The following is a 17976-nucleotide window of genomic DNA, read 5'->3' on the forward strand; positions in this document are numbered from 1 at the left end:
CGGCGTTTCGAGCGCCTCCTACGAGACCGACGCCTTCCATGACGGGAGGGCACAGTCGTCGAGATCGAGGCGGGGCGGGGGCCTCGAGGTGCCTCTGTTCGTTTCTCGGGTGATCGAACCTGTCGTCGGCCCTCCCCTCGGCCCGCCACGGCCGTCCCCCGCTCGCTTTACTGCGCCGGCTCGGTGTGAATCAGGCCCTGCCTGTGGGGAAGCCCCAGGGCATGAGTGGTTGGTTCCTCAACGCGTTCCTCGTGTTGCTGTTCGTCGTGGTCGGCGGGTACTTCTCCGCGTCGGAGATCGCCCTGGTCTCGCTGCGCGAGGGGCAGGTCCGCCGCCTCGCCGAGCGGGGCAAGCGGGGCCTGGCGGTGGCGCGACTACGGGAGGACCCCGGCCGCTTCCTGTCTGCCGTGCAGATCGGTGTCACCTTCGCCGGGTTCTTCGCCGCCAGCTACGGCGGCGCGACGCTCGCGGTCGAGCTGCAGCGGGTGCTGGTGCACACGGGACTCTCCGACGGGGCGGCCGGCACGGTCGCGCTGGTGGTCGTGACACTGGCCGTGGCCTACATCTCACTGGTGCTCGGCGAGCTGGTGCCCAAGCGGCTGGCGATGCAGCGTCCCGAGGCGGTCGCACTGTTCGTGGCGCCGGTGCTGGACCGGATCGCCACGCTCTTCCGCCCGGTGATCTGGCTGCTCACCGTGTCGACCAATGCGGTGGTCCGGCTGGTGGGAATCGATCCGCACGCCAGGACCGCCCAGGTCAGCGAGGAGGAGCTGCGTGATCTGGTCGGCAGTCACGAGGAGCTCACGCCGGAGGAGCGCCGGGTGCTGGCCGATGTCTTCACCGCGACCGACCGGGTGCTGCGCGAGGTGATGATCCCGCGGACCGAGGTCGACTTCCTGCCCGGTTCGATGAGCGTCGAGGAGGCGGCGGAGTACGTCTCGGACCGGCCGCACTCCCGGTATCCGGTCAGCGGGCGCTCGTCCGACGACGTCCTCGGGGTGGCCCACGTCCGGGACGTGCTGACCGCCGCGCATCGCCGCGACCACGGCCGGCAGGCGCCCGCCACGGTGGCCGAGCTCGCCCGGGAAGCACCGGTGCTGCCCGGCAGCCTCCCCCTGATCCAGGCGCTGTCCCGGATGCGCCGCCGCGGCCACCTGGCGATCGTCGTCGAGGAGTACGGCGGCACGGACGGCATCGTGACCCTCGAGGACCTCGTCGAGGAACTGGTCGGCGACATCGAGGACGAGTACGACCCCCGAGACCGGCCCGCCCGGCGCCAGGCCGACGGCAGCATCGAGGTGGACGGCCTGCTGCACCGCGACGACGTCAAGGAATCGACCGGGATCGAGCTGCCGGAGGGCCACTACAACACCCTCGCCGGATTCGTGGTCGACCAGCTCGGCCGCGCCCCGCGGCTCGGCGACGCGATCGACGCCCTCGACCATCGGTTCACCGTGCTGGAGATGGACGGCCGCCGGGCCGCCCGCGTCCGCATCACCCCGAACGGGGATGACGCGGATGCCGAGCGGACCACCGCCGACGACCGGGACGCGGACGAGCAGCAGGCCTGAACGGGGGGCGCTCCCCGCCGGTGAGGGACGCCGTTCCCCCACCGCGGAGCGCGGTACCGGCGGGCCCGGCGGGGTCGAGATCAGGGAGCCTCTGGCGATCACCGTCGCCCGGCCTCATGCTGGAGGCGTGACGCAGACCGATCCCGGACGCCGGTAGCCATGCGCCCCGGACGCGTGATGCTCCCGGCCGCCCGCTCGACGCGCCGGGCCGCTCCCCTGCCCGAACGCGGCGATGGCGCACCGCCGCTGCGGAAGCGGCTGAGCTCGGTGCCCGCGGTGAACCCGGCGATCGCCCGGACCGAGGGGCCGGAGCGGCCGAGCGAGCGGCAGCGCCTGCAGAGCGCCCGCCTGGCCGAGCTCGGCGTCCGCAGCCCCGCCGAACTGGGCGCAGCCCCCTGGGCAGGCTCGGCGGACCTGGAACGCACGCCCGAGGTCGCGCCGCAGGACCTGGACGAGACCTAGGAGAGTGCTCTAGCCGGCGTGCCGGACGCGGTCCCGCTGCTCGGCGTACCGGACCGTCTCGTAGGCGACGAGCGCCACCAGCACCACCGCGAGCACCAGGAGTGCCACCAGCGCCGGCAGGTACGCCACCACCGGGATCAGGACGAGCAGCAGCGCCGCGACCACGATCCGTTCCACGTTCAGCGTCCCGATCACATACCGCTTGAACCCGACGTGGGCGAGCAGGTACAGCGCGGCCCCGCCGTAGAGCGCGGCGAGCGGGACACCGTAGATCGGGTCGGTCAGCGAGTGCTCCTCGCCGCCGCCGACGTAGAGCAGCACCTTCTTCAACCCGAGCGACATCATGATCACGCCGACGACCATCGGCAGGTGCAGGAACGAGTACCCGCCGCGGGCGAGCCGGATCCGGTGCTCACCCCGGGCCTCGGCCAGCGCGTGCTCGGTCAGGATCGACGTCACGTCGAAGTAGGCCCACCACAGCGCCCCCGCGACGGCCAGGCCCAGGGCCGACGCCGCGATGATCGGCCAGGAGACCGGCAGCGCGGCCACGCCGATGCCGATCGAGACGATGGACTCGCCCAGCGCGACGATCACGATCAGGCCGTGCCGCTCGGCGAAGTGCGCCGCGGAGCGCAGCCGCCAGTCCGTGCCGGCCAGGACCGTGCCGAGGTAGTCCCCGACGATCGCCGCGAACCAGAGCAGGGTCTGCACCCAGCCGGAGGTCTGCGACGCCACGAGCAGCAGCACAGTGCCGATCAGCATCGACGGCAGGAACCGGAGGACCTGTTTGCGCAGTATCGGGTCGTCCCGGCTGGCGAACCAGAACATCACGATGTGCACGGCCCGCACGAAGAAGTAGGCCGCCGCGAACACCGCCGGGCCGTAGAGGCCGCCGGGCAGGTCGTCGAAGGCCTCGGGGATCGTGATCGCGCCGACGAACACGCCCACCATCGCGACGAACATGCCGACCCGGATGACGCCCTCGTCCGCCTTCGCGACGTTCCCGATCCACGCGTACCCGACCCAGGTCCACCACATCACGGTGAGGATCAGGGCGCCGCGCACCACCGACTCGACGGTCGGGGCGTCGGCCATCCAGTCCGTGACCCGGGTGAGGGCGAACACGAACACCAGGTCGAAGAAGAGCTCCAGCGGGGTGACCGCCGCCTTCTCCGCCACCGCTTCGATCCGGCCGCGCCGGGGTGCAGTCATGCGCCGATGCTGCCAGGGCGGTGGAGACGGGACCAGCCGTTCTCCGGGGTCGCCGCAGGAGACGTGGTCAGACGGCGGGGAGGGGCTCCCGCTCGTGCCTGCGCTCCGTCACCGTCAGCACGGCCGCGACGACGCTCTGCCCGACCAGCCACGATGCGCCGACCCCGACCAGCCCCCAGGCCGGCATGAGGATCCACGAGCCCGCGATCACGATGACCGAGATCGTGGCCGGCACGACGATCAGCACGGCCATCCGCCGCTGCACCCGGGCCATGGCCAGCGCCGACGCCGTGATGATGTTCGGCAGGGCCGACAGCGCACAGAGGACGAGCGCCCAGGTGCCCGTCTCGGCGTAGTAACCGCCGAAGATCGAGAGGATCGGGTGGGCGCCGAGGGTGAGGATCGCGACCGCGGGGACCGTGAGCATCAGGGCCCGCCTGCTCGTCGCGCGGCGGGCCTCCCGGGCTCCGGCGGGATCGTTCGCGGCATGCGCGACCATCGACTGCGTCATGCCCGTGACCACGAGGTACAGGGCCATCGCCATGGTCCAGACGATCTGGTAGGTCGCGGCGTAACCGGCGCCGATCCGGCTCAGGGCCAGCAGCGGGATGCCGTAGATGGCGCACTGCCAGAAGATCGAGCCGGTGTAGTCCGCGCCGGCGAACCGTGCGATGCCCTTGATCGTGATCGGCTCGACCGCGGTCGGTTTGGCCGCGTGCCGGGGCACCAGCTTCACGAAGACCCAGCTGCTGATCGCGAGCACCGCGACGGCCGTCGCGATCACCCAGGACAGTGCGATCCCGCCGGGTATTGCGACCGAGGCGGCCAGCACGAGCAGGCCGATCTTCAGCAGCGCGAAGACCAGGTTCTCGACCGGGACGACCATCGCGCGGCCGAGGCCGGTGAGCAGGTTGTCCTGGACGTCGAAGATCGACATGAGTGGCGTCCCGATCGCGAAGAACACGACCAACGCGCCCAGCCCGGCGACCGCCACCATCTCCGGCGCCCACACCGGCGCGCCCAGGGCGAACACGATCCCGGTGAGCGCCGCCGCGGTGATCGCGGCGGCGTACGCGCCGGCGACCAGGCGTTTGGTGCCCGTGCCCGCGACGGGGACGAAGCGCAGCAGCGCGTTCTGCATGTTCAGGTGCGCGATCGCGCCCAGCATGTTCAGCGTCGCGAGCGCGGCCGAGTTCACGCCGGCGACCTCAGGGGTGAACAGCCGGGCGACCAGGACCCAGTACAGGAGCCCGATCGCCGAGCTGAGCCCGGAGCTGAGGACGAGCGCGAGGCCGTCCCGGTGCACGGGTGCGGTCCAGGCGGAGAGAGCGCCGAGGCCCTTGCGCGGCGTGCTCTCGATCTGCTGGGACAAGAGGGATCCTTCCCGGAACGCCCGCGGAGACGGCGGGTGTCCGAATTGCCACGTTCTGCGAGAAACCGCCCTCGACCAGGGCCGATGGCGTCGTCATCTCGGTAGGGGAGCGCGTTCTCCGCGTCGGTCGGAGGGTACAGAGGGCACCCGATCGGGTGACTGCGGCCCTCGCGGCCCGGGATCTCCGCAGAACTGCTGATCCTCTTCCGGGGCGCCTTTCGTGGATAGTGCATCCACGCCATCGGCGAGCTCCGCCCGGCCCCGCAACCCGTTCACCTGGTTCGCGCAGGGCGGGTGGTACTTCGCGCTGGTGCTGATCACGATCGGCATCTTGTCCCCGCTGCCGTTCGCGCACGCCGCCACGCTTCCCGCTCCCTGGGTCTGGGCGGTGCTCGACACGGCCGCCACGGTGGGGATCCTGGCGATGGCGAACGATCCGGACGACAACACTCGGCGACCTCACCATCGGGTTGATCGTCGTCGCTCTCGTCCACCTGACCTTCCTGCGCCGCAAGTCCCGTCGGATCGTCGCGACGGACCCGCTGCTCGCCCGCGAGCTGCGGATCGGCCGCTCGGACCTTCCCCGGACCTACGACGACGACGGCGGGATCACCCACGAGGCCGCCCAGCGCATGGTCGACGCGCGGGCGGCGGCGGGCATCCCGTTCGTGCAGGTCGAGGACGCCTTCACCTGGACGCACGTGCCGGTGGAGATGTGGGACCGGATCCGCGACCGGGGCATCGTCTTCCGAGCGGTCCGGCCCGAGCGGTCCGGCCCGACTCCCGATACCGGGGAGCCCGCTCTTCCGGGACAGTGGTGCCATGACCACGGCGCCGTCCCACCCGCCCCGCCGGGCCCCCGCCCCCACCGGCGGCGCCTGGTACATCGCGCTCGCGCTGCTGTCCTGGGGCACCCTCGCCCCGGTCGCGTTCCTCCACGCGGCAGCACGCCAGCGGAGCCGGGCGGCCGTGGCCCGGGCCGCGGCGTACACCGCGGCCGTCCCGGCGGCATACGTCCTGGGCTGGGCCGGTCTCGGCGGCAGCGGGACCGTCGTCCTGCTCGTCGGCATCATGATCGTGGCCCTGGTGCACCTCGGCCGGATCCGCCGCGAGATCTGGCCGCCCGGGCCGCAGTTCCCGGTCCGCCTCGGGATGCCCGGCCCCGGCCAGGACCCGGCCGTCGCCGCCGCACTGGCCGGGCGGGTCCGCCGGGAGGAGTCCAGGCGGATCGCCGCGACGGACCGGTTGCTCGCGCGTGAGCTGCGGATCGGGCGCCCGGACCTGCCCCACGCCTACGACGACGGCGGCCTCGTCGACCTCAACCACGCGCCGGCCGCGGCGATCGCGAGCGTCTGCGGCCTGGACCCCGCCACCGCCCGGCGGATCGTCGAGGTCCGCGAGGCCGCCGGGGTGCCCTTCACCGGGGTCGACGACGTCTTCGCCTGGACCGAGATCCCCCTCGACCTGTGGGATCTGGTCCGGGACCGCGGCATCGTCTACTGACCGGCCGACCGGCCGGCGCCCGATCCCGCGGTACTGCTCGACGCCAGAGGGTGATCCCCGCCGCGCCGCGCGGCGTTGACGCCCCGGCGGCTACCGTCGCCGCCCGTGACGATCGAGCAGCACGCGGTGCCCCTGGCGCGGGTGGTCCGGAACGGTGTCGTGGAGTCGGTGCACCTCGGACACCTGGTCGGCCTGGACGGGAGCGGCGCGACCGTCGTCCGGGAGGGCGCTCCCGGCGTCACGTTCTTCCCCCGCTCGTCCCTCAAGCCGGTCCAGGCGGCCGCGATGCTCCGCGCCGGGCTCGACCTCGACGGCGAGCTCCTCGCGTTGGCCGCGTCGAGCCATTCCGGCGAGCCCGCCCACCGCGAGGGGGCCGCCCGCATCCTGTCGCGGGCCGGACTCGGGCCGGACGCCTTGCAGAACACGCCCGATCTGCCCCTGGACCCGGACGCCGCCGCAGCCTGGCGCGCGGCCGGCAGCCCGCCGTCGTCGCTCGCGCAGAACTGTTCGGGCAAGCACGCGGCGATGCTCGCGACCTGCGTCGCCAACGGCTGGGACACCGCCGGCTACCGGGACCCGGACCATCCGCTGCAGCAGGCGATCCGCGGGCACGTCGAGGCGCTGACCGGGGACGCCGTCGAGCACGTCGCCGTCGACGGGTGCGGCGCGCCGCTGTTCTCCTGCACGGTGACGGGACTCGCCCGCGCGTTCGCCGCGATCGCCGTCGCCGCGCCGGAGACCCCGGAGGGCCGGGTCGCGGCGGCGATCCGGGCGAACCCGTGGTGGCTCGGCGGCACGAACCGCGAGGTCACCCGGTTCCTGGAGGCGGTGCCGGGGCTGATCGCCAAGGACGGCGCGGACGGCGTGTTCGCCGCGGCGCTACCGGACGGCCGCGCCCTCGCATTGAAGATCCTCGACGGCTCGGCGCGGCCGGTCCCGCCGCTGGTCACGGCCACGCTGACCGCGCTCGGCGCCGGATCGCCCGAGCTCGCGGAGGTGGGCCGGGTGGTCGTGCGCGGTCACGGGGCAGCGGTCGGCGCCGTCGAACCGTCGATCGGGTCCTCGGCCGGGGTCTGAGTCTCCAGCTCGGCCATCATGCGGTTCGTGCGCCGCCGGACGACCAGCGTGACGACCAGCCCGGCGATCACCGCCACGATCAGGCCGACCCAGGAGAAGCGGGACAGCCACTTCTCGGCGGCGAGCCCCAGGTAGTAGACGACGGCGGTGGTGCCGCCCGCCCAGAGGATCCCCCCGGTCACGTTGGCGACCAGGAACCGGGGGTACGGCATCTTCAGCGCCCCGGCCAGGGGTCCCGCGAAGATCCGCAGCAGCGCGATGAACCGGCCGACGAACACCGCCCACACGCCCCAGCGCGCGAAGAGCCTCTCGGCGAGGGCGACGTGTCCGGGCCCGAAGTGCTTCGGGAACTTGGTGCCGAGCCAGCTGAACAGGTTCATCCCGTAGCGGCGGCCGATGCTGTAGCCGATCGAGTCCCCGATCACCGCACCGACGATCGCGGCCACGGCCACGCCGAGCGGGCTCACCGCGAGCTCGTGGTGCGACGCCAGCAACGCGGCACTGACCAGCACGATCTCTCCGGGCAGCGGGATCCCGAGGCTCTCCACCCCGATGACACCACCGACGATGAGGTAGACCGCGAGTGGCGGGATCGCCTGGAGCAGGGCATCGACCGTCATGGGGCACAGCCTGCCCGATGTCTCCGCCGCCGGACACGGGGATAACCCCTACTTCTTCGGGGGTGTTCACACCCCCCGCCCATGCTCATGCCCGGGAGTCCTTTCCGCGCCGGCCGGACCGGACGTCGATACCGTTGCGGGGTGCGCCCCCTCGCTCGGACCGCCCTGCTCACCGTCGCCGTGCTGGCCGGTGCCGTCGCGTGCTCGGCCACCGCGGCACCGGCGCCGTCGGCCGGGGTCGCCTCCCCCGCGCCGACCGTGGCGGTGCAGCGGACCGCCGGGGAGGCCCGCACGCTCGTCGGCGGGCTGGAGGTGCCGTGGTCGCTCGCGTTCCTGCCCGACGGCGCCGCGCTGGTCACCGAGCGGAACTCGGGGCGGCTGCTGCGGGTGACGCCGGACGGCACAGTGACGCCGGTCGGCACGGTCGCCGGCGTGCGGCCGGCGGGCGAGGGCGGGCTGCTGGGCATCGCGGTCTCGCCGGGCTACGCGACGGATCGGGCCGTCTACGTCTCCTACACCGGCGCGGACGACAACCGCGTCGTCCGGCTCACCGCCGAGCCCGACGGGACGATCGACGGCGCCGCGCAGCAGGTCGTCGTCGCCGGGATCCCGAAGGGCACGATCCACAACGGCGGCGGCCTCGCGTTCGGCCCGGACGGGTTCCTCTACGTCGCGACGGGCGAGGCCGGGCGGCGCGACCCGGCCCAGGACAGGAACGACCCGGGCGGCAAGATCCTCCGGGTCACCCCCGACGGCGCCCCGGCTCCGGGCAACCCGTTCGGCACCGCGGTCTACAGCTACGGCCACCGCAACGTCCAGGGTCTCGCCTGGGACCCCGCCGGCCGGCTCTACGCCACCGAGTTCGGCCAGAACACCTACGACGAGGTCAACGCGATCATCTCCGGTGGGGACTACGGCTGGCCGGCGGTGGAGGGGGTGGGCGAGCGGCAGGGGTTCATCGATCCCCTGCTGACCTGGTCCACGGACGAGGCCTCCCCCAGCGGCATGGCCTACGCCGGCGGCTCGCTGTGGGTCGGGGCGCTGCGCGGCGAGCGGCTCTGGCGGGTCCCGCTCGGGACGGACGGCGGGGTCGGGACGCCCGAGCCGCTGCTGCAGGGCGAGTACGGCCGGATCCGCGGGGTGACCGCGACGCCGGACGGCAGCGCGCTCTGGATCACCACCAGCAACCGGGACGGTCGCGGCGAACCGGGCGCGGACGACGACCGGATCCTGGTCATCCCGCTCACCTGACCGGTAGACCTACAGGGTGACCGAGAACCCTGTCGTCGACACCACCGCCGGGCGAGTCGAGGGCACCACGGCGGACGGGGTGAGCCGGTTCCTCGGCATCCCGTTCGCCGCGCCTCCGGAGGGCGCCCTCCGGTTCGCCGCGCCCGTCCCCGCCCCGACCTGGGAAGGCGTCCGGGACACGACGAAACCCGGCCCGAACGCCCCGCAGAACTCCCGCGCCTTCCCCGGCCTGGACCTCGCCCCGATCATCGGGACGGGCTGGCGGGAGGGCTCGGACTACCTGACCGTCGATGTCTGGACGCCCGACCCGTCGGCGAGCGGCCTGCCCGTGATGGTCTTCGTCCACGGCGGCGCGTTCGTCGCGGGCGAGCCCGGCGCCCCCACCTACGACGGGACCGCGCTGGCCGGGGCGGGCGTCGTCCTGGTCTCGGTGACCTACCGGCTGGGTGTCGAGGGGTTCCTCCCGCTGCCCGGCGGCGCCACGAACATCGGCCTGCGGGACCAGATCGCCGCGCTCGAGTGGGTCCGGGACAACGTCGCGGCGTTCGGCGGGGACCCCGGCCTCGTGACCGTGTTCGGCGAGTCCGCGGGCGCGATGAGCATCGGCGCCCTGCTCGGCTCGCCGCTCGCCCGGGGGCTGTTCCGGCGCGCGATCGTGCAGAGCGGCGGCGCCGAGATGGTCCGCACCGCCGAGCCGTCCGCCCGGTACGCGCGGGTCGTGACGGACGCGCTGGGCGTCGACTTCTCGGCCGACGGGATGCGCGGCCGCTCGATCGCCGACGCGCTCGCCGTGCAGGAGACGCTCGCGGACCCGCTCAAGCGCGGTGACCTGCGCGAACCCGACGGCACCGACCCTGGGCTGGGCCTCGGGGCGTTCCTGCCGGTCCTCGGGGACGACGTCCTGCCCGAGCACCCGCTCGACGCGCTGGCGGCCGGCTCGGCCGCGGACGTCGACCTGCTCGTCGGCGCCAACGCCGAGGAGATGAACCTCTACCTCGTCCCCACCGGCGCGATCGACGCGATGACCGCGGACCAGGTGCGCCGGGCGCTGGCCATGGTCCGGCCGGACTCGGCCGCGCTGCTGGCGTCGGCGGGTCTCGACGAACCGGGCGCGCACGCCGGGCAGGTGTTCGCGGCGGTGATGACCGAGCTCGTCTTCCGCGGCCCGGTGCGACGGCTGGCCGACGCCCACACCGGACGCACCCACGTCTACGACTTCACCTGGCGCTCCCCCGCGTTCGGCGGCCGGCTCGGCGCCTGCCACGGCCTCGAGCTGCCGTTCGTCTTCGGCACGCTCGGCTCGGCGACCGGCCCAACCGGGCTGCTCGGCGAGCCGCCCACCCCGCACGCGGTGTCGGACCTGATGCGCGACGCCTGGGTGGCGTTCGCGCGGACCGGGGATCCCGGCTGGCCCGCTTTCGACGCGTCGCGCAGGTCCCTGCGCATCGACGTCGACCCCGAGGTGGTGACCCTGGAGGGGCCCTGATGCACCGGGGCCCACTACCGTTGCCGACCGTGACTTCCAGCGAGAACGCACGGGTCGGCAGGTACGTCCGGATGGTCTCCGTCCCCGGATCCGGTGACGAGCTCGCGACGAACCTGCTCAAGGTCGCCGAGGGCATGCGCAGCGCCCCCGGCTGCGAGCTCTACATCGTGAACCGGACACCGGACGACGAGGACGCCGTGTGGGTCACCGAGGTGTGGGCCGACGAGGAGTCGTCCGACGCCGCGCTGAACCGGGACCTCGGAGAGGCCGGGCTCGGTTCGGTGCTGCCGCTGCTCGCGGGGCCGCCGGAGTTCATCGAGCTCGTCCCGCTCGGCGGCCCGGGCCTGACGGCGGGAGCGGGGTTCAGCCAGACCCGCTGATCACCCGGGCCCGATGATCACGCGGGCCCGATGATCACGCAGCGGCGGCCAGCACCGACGGGAGCCTGCGCAGCCGTTCCAGCAGCAGCGCGGTCTCGTCCGGGGTGACCAGCAACGTCACGTCGAGGGTGCCGCGGCGCAGGTCCACCGACATCCCGCGGACCTCGTAGCCGCGCCCCCGGAGCAGGGTGACGACGCGGTGGACGGCGTCCATCCCGCCGTCGAGGCGCGTGCGGACGAGGCGCTGGCGGCGGCCGGGGTCGGTCGCACGGGGCGGATCGAGCAGGGCTGCGTCGGGGACGGCGGGATCGAGGACTGTGGCGTCGAGGACGGCAGGGCTCACGGGAGCGCTCCTGGAATCGGTGCGGGTGATCCGGACCGAGCCAGGCCTCGGAAGAGGGCGGCGAGCGACAGGAGGGCGCTGCCGAAGGGGCGCGCCGGCGACCTGGCTAGCCGACGCGCCGGATAATGATCTCCCGCGGGAGCGTTACGACGAGGCGCACGGGCCGACCGTACCTCGCGCCGCCGCGGCCCACCACTACCGGTCCTGCTCGGACGGCGCCTTCCGGTTCGCCCGCAGCGATCCGGCGTGCGCCTTCGCGGACGTGTCGCCGCGGGTCTTGATCAGGCTGGCGACCGTCACGACCGTCAGCACCACCACGATCACGCCGAGGCTCACGGGCGTCGAGATCTCCGGGACGGAGTTCGAGATGTCCACGTGCAGCCAGTGCAGGATCAGCTTCACGCCGATGAAGGCGAGGATCAGCGAGAGCCCGACCGACAAGTAGACCAGCCGGTCCAGCAGGCCCTTGACCAGGAAGAACAGCGCGCGCAGGCCGAGCAGCGCGAACGCGTTGGCGGCGAAGACGATGTAGGGCTCCTCGGTCACGCCGAACACCGCGGGGATCGAGTCGAGCGCGAACAGCAGGTCGATGCCGCCGATCGCCACGAGCACGATGAACAGCGGCGTCACCATGCGCTTGCCGCCGAGGCGGGTGACGAGCTTGCCGCCGTCGTACTCGTCGCTGACCGGGAAGAGCTTGCGCGCGCCCTTGACGACGGCGTTGTCCTCGACGTCGGGGTCCTCGTCGCGGTGGCGGAAGAGCTGCACCGCGGTGAAGAGCAGCAGCAGGCCGAAGACCAGGAACATGAACGAGAACAGGTTCAGCAGCGTCGCGCCGACGGCGATGAAGATCGCGCGCATGATCAGGGCGAGCACGATGCCGAAGGTCAGGACCTTGTGCTGATGCTCCTCGGGCACCGCGAACGTCGTCATGATGATCACGAAGACGAACAGGTTGTCGACCGAGAGGCTCTTCTCGACGATGTAGCCGGCGAAGTACTCCGTGCCGAACTCGGCGCCGGCGATCATCCACAAGACGATGCCGAACGCGATGGCCACCGCGATGTAGAACACGGACCACGCCGCGGCCTCGCGGAACCCGACACGGTGCGGGCGCACCGACGCGAGGATCAGGTCGAGCGCGAGCAACAGCACGATCAGGCCGATCGTGACGGTCCAGGCGAGACCGGTGACCTCGAGCACGCGTTCCTCCGGAGGTGTCGTTCGTGTGGACTGGCTCTGGGCAGCCTAGGGTGCCCACGGTCCGACCGGGTAATCGGGACGAATCGGACAGATTCCAGCTGTACCGGAGGACGGGGGGACGGTGCCGGTGATCACTGCGGGCCGGCGGGCCTCAGCGGGTCCGTGCGACCCGGCAGGTTCCGGACACCGTCCGTGTGCCGGCCGGCATCTCCGCCCGCAACGGGTCCCAGGTCGCGTCGGCCTCGTGGCGGTGGTTCTCCTGCAGCACCCGGTCCGCGTCCGGGGCCGCCTCGGCGACGAAGAGGCTCCACGCGGACCCGATCGGGGACGCGGACCGCAGCACGACGGACATCGGTCCGAGGGTGGCCGGGACGGGGGCCTCGGCGACGTACGGGCTGTCGTCCGCGGGCGGGAGCAGCATCAGCCAGTAGGTGTTGCCGGGCTGCGGTTCCCGGACGACCAGCAGGTCCACCCGGACGTCGCTGCCCACGCCCGGCTGCCCGTCGACGGCGGCGACCCGCACGAACTCGACCGCGGGATCGCCATCCGGGACCACGCAGTGCACCCCCGGCGTGTCCGCCACGCCCGCCGGGACCGGCGCCGCGGACGCGACCGACGTGGCGTCGACCGGCTCGGCGTTCAGCGCGAATGCCGGTCCGGCGGCACGCGGCGGGAGCGCGCGGCCGATCAGGATCCCGACACCGACGAGCGCGAGGGCCGCGACCGCCGCTCCGGCCACGAGCAGCGGACGGCGGCGCCCCGAGGACACGGGAGCGGGAGCCGGCTGCGGCTCGTCGACGTCCGGCGCGGGGCCGGCCCCGGGCGACGGCTGGGTCCCGCTCCCCGGGTCCGGAGCCGCCCCGGCGGGCTCGGGGAGCTCGGGGGGCTCGAGACGTTCGGGATCGTCGCCGGCGGCCGGGTCCGCCGGGACCCCGTCGGTCCGCGGGCCGTCCTGCGCCACCCAGGCCGCCCGGGCCGCCTGCCACCGCTCCTCGTAGGCGGCCGGGTCATGCCCGTGCACGACCAGGAACGCCAGGACCGACGGCCAGCGCGGCAGCGCCGTCCGGCCGCCGCCGCTCGTCCGGCGGGGGCTCAGCATGCGCGAGCAGGTCGCCGAGGACACCGTGACCAGCTCCGGCCGTCCGGTCCGCACGGCCACGATCGCGTCCTCGACCTGCTTGAGCCGTTCGTACGGTCCGTCGGTGTAGATCTCGCGGAGTTCGGCCACGAGCTCCACCACGGCGGCCGGCAGCCCCTCCTGCAGCGGGTCGAGGCCCTTCTGCGGCATTGTCCCGAATCCTTCCGTCGCGGTCCCGCCAGCAGGCTGCTCGCTGCAACGTTGCGGTTGGTTACACCTCCCGGGTCGGCGGTGGACGTATCACGGGCGTCCGGCAGACCGTCTGCAGTCCAGGGCGCTGCCCCGTTCGGCTCCCCACCCCGCGGCCACAGGCCCGGGCCCGGATCGGGACGCACCCTTCTGCCGAGGCCCCCGCCCCGATCCGCCCTGCCGGAGGTGATCCGACGTGCCGACCGCCGAAGAGCCCCGCACGCCCGACACCACGACGCCGGCCGGCCCGGCCGGCGTCCACGCCCGGATCGAGGCCCCGGTCGGGACCTTCGTCCAGCTCGGCATTTTCGCGGTACCGCTGCGGTCGCGGCGGCCCCGCCCGGCCGAGCTGCCCCCGCGCCCGCTCCGGTTCGTCGGCCGGGAGCGGGAGGCGACCCTCGTGGCCCACGCCGCCGTCGGGTCCGGGGACGTGCGGGGGGTCCTCCTCGGCGGGCGTCCCGGAGCGGGCAAGTCGGCGCTGGCCGTCGAGAGCGCCCACCAGATCGGCGGACTCTTCCCGGACGGCGTCGTGTTCGCCGAGCTCGGCGCCGCGGACGGACGCGGACCGTCGGCGCACGAGCTCACCGGACGCCTGCTGCGCTCGCTCGGCGCGCGGGTCCCGGAGCGGGCCGGGGACCGCGCCGTCGCCTGGCGCCGGCTGTTGCGGGAGCGCCGGGTCCTCGTCGTCCTCGACGACGTGCAACGCGCCGCCCAGGTCACGGCCGTGCTGCCCGAGGGCCCGGACCGCGCCTTCGCCGTCCTGACCGCCCGGTCCGGGTTGATCACGCTGCCCGTCCCCCTGCTGCGGCTGCGGCTCGGCGACCTGGACGTCCCGTCGTCGCGGGCCCTGCTCGGCCACGCCGAACCCGGCGCTGACCCCGCCGTCCTGGACGAGCTCGTCGGCCTCTGCGCCGGCCTGCCGCTCGCGCTGCGCATCGTCGCCGCCCGGCTCGCCGGGGAACCGGGGCTGACCCCGGCGCGCCTCGCCGCCCAGCTCCGCCGCCGCCACCGCACCATCGACGAGCTGCGGGCCGGGGACCGCGCGGTCCGCGCGTCCTTCGAGGCCTCGCACGCCGGCCTGGGCGAGCCGGAGCGCCGGATGTTCCGGAGGCTCGCCGCCGTGCCCCTGCGGGACGTCACGGTGCCCGGCGCGGCCGCGCTCGCCGGCGTCGCACCGGAGCGGGCCGCCGAGCTGCTCGCGACCCTGTACGACGCCCAGCTCCTGGACCGCAGGCCCGGGCGCGTGCCGCGGCACCGGATGCACGACCTGCTGCGCCGCTACGGCGAGGAGAAGCTGCGGGCGCGGGGGCCGGGCGAGGCCGCCGCCGCGGCGGAACGGCTGGTCGGTCACTACCGGCGCGCGCTGGACCGGGCGCTGCAGGACCCGCGTCGGTCCTGGTTCGCCGACGAGTGGGACAACCTGGCCGCGCTCGCCGCGCACCTCGCCGAGACCGGCACCCCGTGGTCCCGGGACGCCCTGGACCACCTGGCGGACGCGGTGGCCCCCCAGTACGACCCGCACGTGTCGAAGGACGGGTGGAACCGGATCCAGGGCCTGGCGCTCGCCGCCGCGGCCGACGGCCCGGCCGGGCGGCGCGCCGAGCTGCAGGTCCGGATCAGCACCGGGCCGCGCGGGAGCGGGCGCCCGGACCGCGCCCCCGCCGTCCCGCCCGGTCCGCGCGAGCGCCACCCCGAGACGGGCCTGCCGGTGGAGGCCGTGGTCGCCCTTCGCGCCAGGGCCGAGGTCCTGCGGGCCACGGGCGACCTCGACGGCGCGGCGGGCGGCTACCGGGACGCGATCCTCGCCCTGCGCCGGCTGCCACCCGGTGCGGCCGTCACCGAGGCGCTGGCCTGGGCCCTGCACGCGCTCGGGAACGTCGAGTGCCTGCGGGGTGACCCGTGGTCCGCACTCGGCCGCCAGCGCGCGGCCCTGCGCAGGTTCGGCGAGGCCGGTTCCCGGCCCGGCCGGGCCTGGGCGTGGCACGGGATCGGGGACGCCCGCCGCGGTGCAGGCGACGCCGACGGCGCGGCCGCGGCCTACCGCACGGCGCTGGACCTGCACGACGAGCCGGGCGGCGTTCCAGGCTCCGGCCGGACGCGGCAGTGCCTCGGTGAGCTCCTGGCGTCGCAGGTTCGGCCGCGCGAGGCCGCGGTGGAGTTCGAGCTGGCCCGGCGGGCTGCGGTCCTGCGGTCCGACGCGTGGGCGGAGGCCCGGGCGCGACGCTGGCTGGCCGCCACGTCCACCGGCCCGGACGGGCCCGGGCCCGGCGGCACGGCCCCGGAGCCGGGGCGCGGCGCCGCTCAGCTGCGGCCGAGGCGCTCGCCCGCCGGGCCGTAGACCGTGCCGTCACTCGCGAACCAGCACCCGGCGACTCCTCGATGACGCCCGGTACGCCCGCAGAACCGCAGGGTCCCCGCCCCCCCGATCAGGTCCCCCGGCTCGACCGGCGGGAGCTGCCCGCCGCGGCGGGCGCGCGGGACCGGCAACGAGGCACCGTCGTGCCCGAGCAGGGCGAGCATGTCCTCGTCCAGCTCGCCGTCCGCCCCGATATCGGGCTCTCGGAGATCCTGCTCGGGTGGGTCGTGCTCGGCTGCCATCACGGACCTCACGTCGTGCGTCGCCGTGGTCACGGCCGGACGACGGCGATGCTCTCCCGGATCAACCGGGGTGATGGCGCATGAATGCGACATCCGGCGGGCCGCCGAAAGGCGGGTCGTCGGCGTCGGCCTCCGTCAGGCGTCGCAACCCGCCCGGGTCCAGCACCGTGAGCCGGCGCGGCGTGGAGCGGTACCCCGTGTCCACGAGCCCCAGTTCCTGCAGCCGGGACAGCTCGGCGCCGACGATCCGCGGTTTGGCCCCCACCAGGTCCGCGATCCGTGTCTGGGACAGCGGGACGTCGATCCGGCGGGCGGGGCCGCCGCCGAGCGGCCGGCCGAACTGCGTGGAGTGGTCCAACAGGACCCGCACGACCCGGTGGCCGATGCGGCCCCGGGAGTAGCGGACGCGACGGTCGGTGACCGCGCGCATCTTGGCGACGATCGCGGTCGTCAGCGCCCGCGACGCGTCCGGATGCGCGGCGAGGAACCGGTCCAGGACCGGGCCGGGGAACACCCGGCACCGGGTCGGGGCGACGGCCCGGACCATCGCCGAGCGCGGCCGGCGGTCCAGGAAGCCGAACTCCCCGAGCAGGTCACCGGCCCGGCGGAAGGCGAGGAACACCTCGTGCCCGGACTCGTCCGACGCGCTGACGGCCACCAGCCCGGACTCGATCACCAGCATCGCGTCCGAGGGGGAGCCCTGCAGCAGGACCATCGCGCCCTGCGGGTGCTCGACGGCGTGGCCCAGGGCGCGGAGCTCGGCCCAGTCCCCCGGGTCCAGGTTCGCGGGCCCGGCATGGGGCGGTGCCTTCATCAGCGTCCCTCCCCTCGGGGGTGCCGCAGCCATACGAGCGTGTACGGAACCTACCGCCGAACGGCACCGGGCTCGTAATGTCGCAGGTTCACCTTCGATCAGGCCACCGGGGGATCGACGACCGGGAGGGGGCCGATGACCAGGACGGGCCGGTTGTGCGTGGCGGTCGACCTCGAGGGCTACAGCCGGCGCTCGCACGCGGGGCAGGAACACGCGCAGGACGTCCTCCGCACGCTGCTGGACCTGCTCTGGCAGCGGGTCGCGCCGGGTGCGGTGGAACGCCAGCCGAACGGCGACGGGGAGGTCGCGCTGCTCGACGAGACGGTCGGGATCGGCGTCGTCCCCGAACTCCTCCGTGTGCTGCGGAACGGGCTCCGCCGCGCCAACCCGGACGACCGCGTGGGCGAGCGGTACCGGCTGCGGGCCGCCGCGGACCACGGGCCCGCCGGGCGGGCCCGCAACGGCTTCGCCGGGGACGCCGTCGTCCGGACGTGCCGGCTGCTGGACTCCGCCCCCGCCCGCGACGCCCTGGACACCCGGCCCGGTTCGGACCTCTCGGTCGTCCTCTCCGGTTCCCTGTTCGACGCGCTGGCGGCCGATCCCGCTGCCCGCGCCGCGCTCCCGGCGGCGGAGTTCGTGCCGGTCCGGGTGGTCGATCCGGCCAAGTCGTTCGCCGCGCCCGCGTGGGTGCACGCCGGGGCACCGTTCCCCGCGCCGCGCGGGGCCGCGGGGCCCCGGCCCGCGGCGCCCACCGGGG

The 17976-nt window shown here is 74.4% G+C and carries 17 protein-coding genes; 9 read left to right on the forward strand and 8 right to left on the reverse strand.

Going from position 1 to position 17976, the window contains the following annotated elements:
* Positions 1-221: 221 nt before the first annotated feature.
* Both JWP64_RS21115 and JWP64_RS21120 read left to right on the forward strand, forming a co-directional pair.
* Positions 222-1571, forward strand: coding sequence for a hemolysin family protein (locus JWP64_RS21115; RefSeq protein WP_297499809.1), 1350 nt, complete (start codon positions 222-224; stop codon positions 1569-1571).
* A 159-nt stretch (positions 1572-1730) separates the two neighbouring features.
* On the forward strand, positions 1731-2033 hold the full coding sequence (locus JWP64_RS21120) for a hypothetical protein (protein ID WP_297499811.1): 303 nt from the start codon (positions 1731-1733) through the stop codon (positions 2031-2033).
* Positions 2034-2042: 9 nt separating this feature from the next.
* On the opposite strand, the gene JWP64_RS21125 is transcribed toward JWP64_RS21120, so the two are convergent.
* Positions 2043-3245: a low temperature requirement protein A gene (locus tag JWP64_RS21125; protein WP_297499814.1), complete on the reverse strand. Its 1203-nt coding sequence runs from the start codon at positions 3243-3245 to the stop codon at positions 2043-2045.
* A gap of 67 nt (positions 3246-3312) precedes the next feature.
* On the reverse strand, positions 3313-4617 hold the full coding sequence (locus tag JWP64_RS21130; protein WP_297499816.1) for a hypothetical protein: 1305 nt from the start codon (positions 4615-4617) through the stop codon (positions 3313-3315).
* Positions 4618-5439: 822 nt separating this feature from the next.
* Here JWP64_RS21130 and JWP64_RS21135 point away from each other — a divergent pair.
* Both JWP64_RS21135 and JWP64_RS21140 read left to right on the forward strand, forming a co-directional pair.
* Positions 5440-6120: a helix-hairpin-helix domain-containing protein gene (locus JWP64_RS21135; RefSeq protein WP_297499817.1), complete on the forward strand. Its 681-nt coding sequence runs from the start codon at positions 5440-5442 to the stop codon at positions 6118-6120.
* A gap of 105 nt (positions 6121-6225) precedes the next feature.
* Positions 6226-7197 carry an asparaginase gene (locus JWP64_RS21140; protein WP_297499819.1) on the forward strand — a complete coding sequence of 324 codons (972 nt, stop codon included), beginning with the start codon at positions 6226-6228 and terminating at the stop codon, positions 7195-7197.
* On the opposite strand, the gene JWP64_RS21145 is transcribed toward JWP64_RS21140, so the two are convergent.
* The gene (locus JWP64_RS21145) at positions 7140-7817 is read right to left on the reverse strand and encodes a DedA family protein (protein WP_297499821.1); all 678 of its coding nucleotides are present in this window, start codon (positions 7815-7817) and stop codon (positions 7140-7142) included. The two genes, JWP64_RS21140 and JWP64_RS21145, sit on opposite strands and share 58 nt — an antisense overlap.
* Positions 7818-7958: 141 nt before the next feature.
* Between JWP64_RS21145 and JWP64_RS21150 the strand changes: the two genes are divergently transcribed.
* The 3 genes from JWP64_RS21150 to JWP64_RS21160 are packed head-to-tail and all read left to right on the forward strand — an operon-like array spanning position 7959 to position 10934.
* Entirely contained in the window at positions 7959-9068 is a 1110-nt protein-coding gene (locus JWP64_RS21150; protein WP_297499823.1) for a PQQ-dependent sugar dehydrogenase, read from the forward strand.
* Positions 9069-9084: 16 nt separating this feature from the next.
* On the forward strand, positions 9085-10554 hold the full coding sequence (locus JWP64_RS21155) for a carboxylesterase family protein (protein ID WP_297499825.1): 1470 nt from the start codon (positions 9085-9087) through the stop codon (positions 10552-10554).
* 29 nt (positions 10555-10583) lie between these two features.
* Positions 10584-10934, forward strand: a complete 351-nt coding sequence (locus tag JWP64_RS21160; protein ID WP_297499827.1) for a putative quinol monooxygenase — start codon at positions 10584-10586, stop codon at positions 10932-10934.
* Between the two features lie 34 nt (positions 10935-10968).
* Here JWP64_RS21160 and JWP64_RS21165 read toward each other — a convergent pair whose 3' ends face one another.
* The 3 genes from JWP64_RS21165 to JWP64_RS21175 all read right to left on the reverse strand — a co-directional run bounded on the left by JWP64_RS21165 (position 10969) and on the right by JWP64_RS21175 (position 13768).
* Positions 10969-11277 (reverse strand): hypothetical protein, encoded by a 309-nt coding sequence (locus JWP64_RS21165; RefSeq protein WP_297499829.1) that lies wholly within the window; start codon positions 11275-11277, stop codon positions 10969-10971.
* 195 nt (positions 11278-11472) lie between these two features.
* Complete coding sequence (locus JWP64_RS21170) at positions 11473-12480, reverse strand: TerC/Alx family metal homeostasis membrane protein (RefSeq protein ID WP_297499831.1); 1008 nt, start codon at positions 12478-12480, stop codon at positions 11473-11475.
* Between the two features lie 151 nt (positions 12481-12631).
* Positions 12632-13768 (reverse strand): hypothetical protein, encoded by a 1137-nt coding sequence (locus JWP64_RS21175; protein ID WP_297499833.1) that lies wholly within the window; start codon positions 13766-13768, stop codon positions 12632-12634.
* Between the two features lie 235 nt (positions 13769-14003).
* On the opposite strand from JWP64_RS21175, the gene JWP64_RS21180 reads away from it, so the two are divergent.
* Positions 14004-16145 (forward strand): tetratricopeptide repeat protein, encoded by a 2142-nt coding sequence (locus JWP64_RS21180; RefSeq protein WP_297499835.1) that lies wholly within the window; start codon positions 14004-14006, stop codon positions 16143-16145.
* Here JWP64_RS21180 and JWP64_RS21185 read toward each other — a convergent pair.
* Together JWP64_RS21185 and JWP64_RS21190 are read right to left on the reverse strand one after the other, a co-directional pair.
* Positions 16109-16405 (reverse strand): hypothetical protein, encoded by a 297-nt coding sequence (locus tag JWP64_RS21185; protein WP_297499837.1) that lies wholly within the window; start codon positions 16403-16405, stop codon positions 16109-16111. The two genes, JWP64_RS21180 and JWP64_RS21185, sit on opposite strands and share 37 nt — an antisense overlap.
* Positions 16406-16466: 61 nt before the next feature.
* Positions 16467-17219, reverse strand: a complete 753-nt coding sequence (locus JWP64_RS21190) for a Crp/Fnr family transcriptional regulator (protein ID WP_297499839.1) — start codon at positions 17217-17219, stop codon at positions 16467-16469.
* A 135-nt stretch (positions 17220-17354) separates the two neighbouring features.
* Here JWP64_RS21190 and JWP64_RS21195 point away from each other — a divergent pair.
* Positions 17355-17976 (forward strand): hypothetical protein (locus JWP64_RS21195; protein ID WP_297499842.1); only part of this gene is annotated, 622 nt, incomplete at its 3' end.

The organism is Pseudonocardia sp., assembly GCF_025465255.1.
Classification (GTDB): Bacteria; Actinomycetota; Actinomycetes; order Mycobacteriales; family Pseudonocardiaceae; genus Pseudonocardia.

What these genes read in the sequence shown, in the direction of transcription:
- JWP64_RS21115 (WP_297499809.1), top strand. Translation starts at nt 222, where the DNA reads ATGAGTGGTTGGTTCCTCAACGCGTTCCTCGTGTTGCTGTTCGTCGTG.
- JWP64_RS21120 (WP_297499811.1), top strand. Translation starts at nt 1,731, where the DNA reads ATGCGCCCCGGACGCGTGATGCTCCCGGCCGCCCGCTCGACGCGCCGG.
- JWP64_RS21125 (WP_297499814.1), bottom strand. Translation starts at nt 3,245, where the DNA reads ATGACTGCACCCCGGCGCGGCCGGATCGAAGCGGTGGCGGAGAAGGCG.
- JWP64_RS21135 (WP_297499817.1), top strand. Translation starts at nt 5,440, where the DNA reads ATGACCACGGCGCCGTCCCACCCGCCCCGCCGGGCCCCCGCCCCCACC.
- JWP64_RS21145 (WP_297499821.1), bottom strand. Translation starts at nt 7,817, where the DNA reads ATGACGGTCGATGCCCTGCTCCAGGCGATCCCGCCACTCGCGGTCTAC.
- JWP64_RS21175 (WP_297499833.1), bottom strand. Translation starts at nt 13,768, where the DNA reads ATGCCGCAGAAGGGCCTCGACCCGCTGCAGGAGGGGCTGCCGGCCGCC.
- JWP64_RS21185 (WP_297499837.1), bottom strand. Translation starts at nt 16,405, where the DNA reads ATGGCAGCCGAGCACGACCCACCCGAGCAGGATCTCCGAGAGCCCGAT.
- JWP64_RS21190 (WP_297499839.1), bottom strand. Translation starts at nt 17,219, where the DNA reads ATGAAGGCACCGCCCCATGCCGGGCCCGCGAACCTGGACCCGGGGGAC.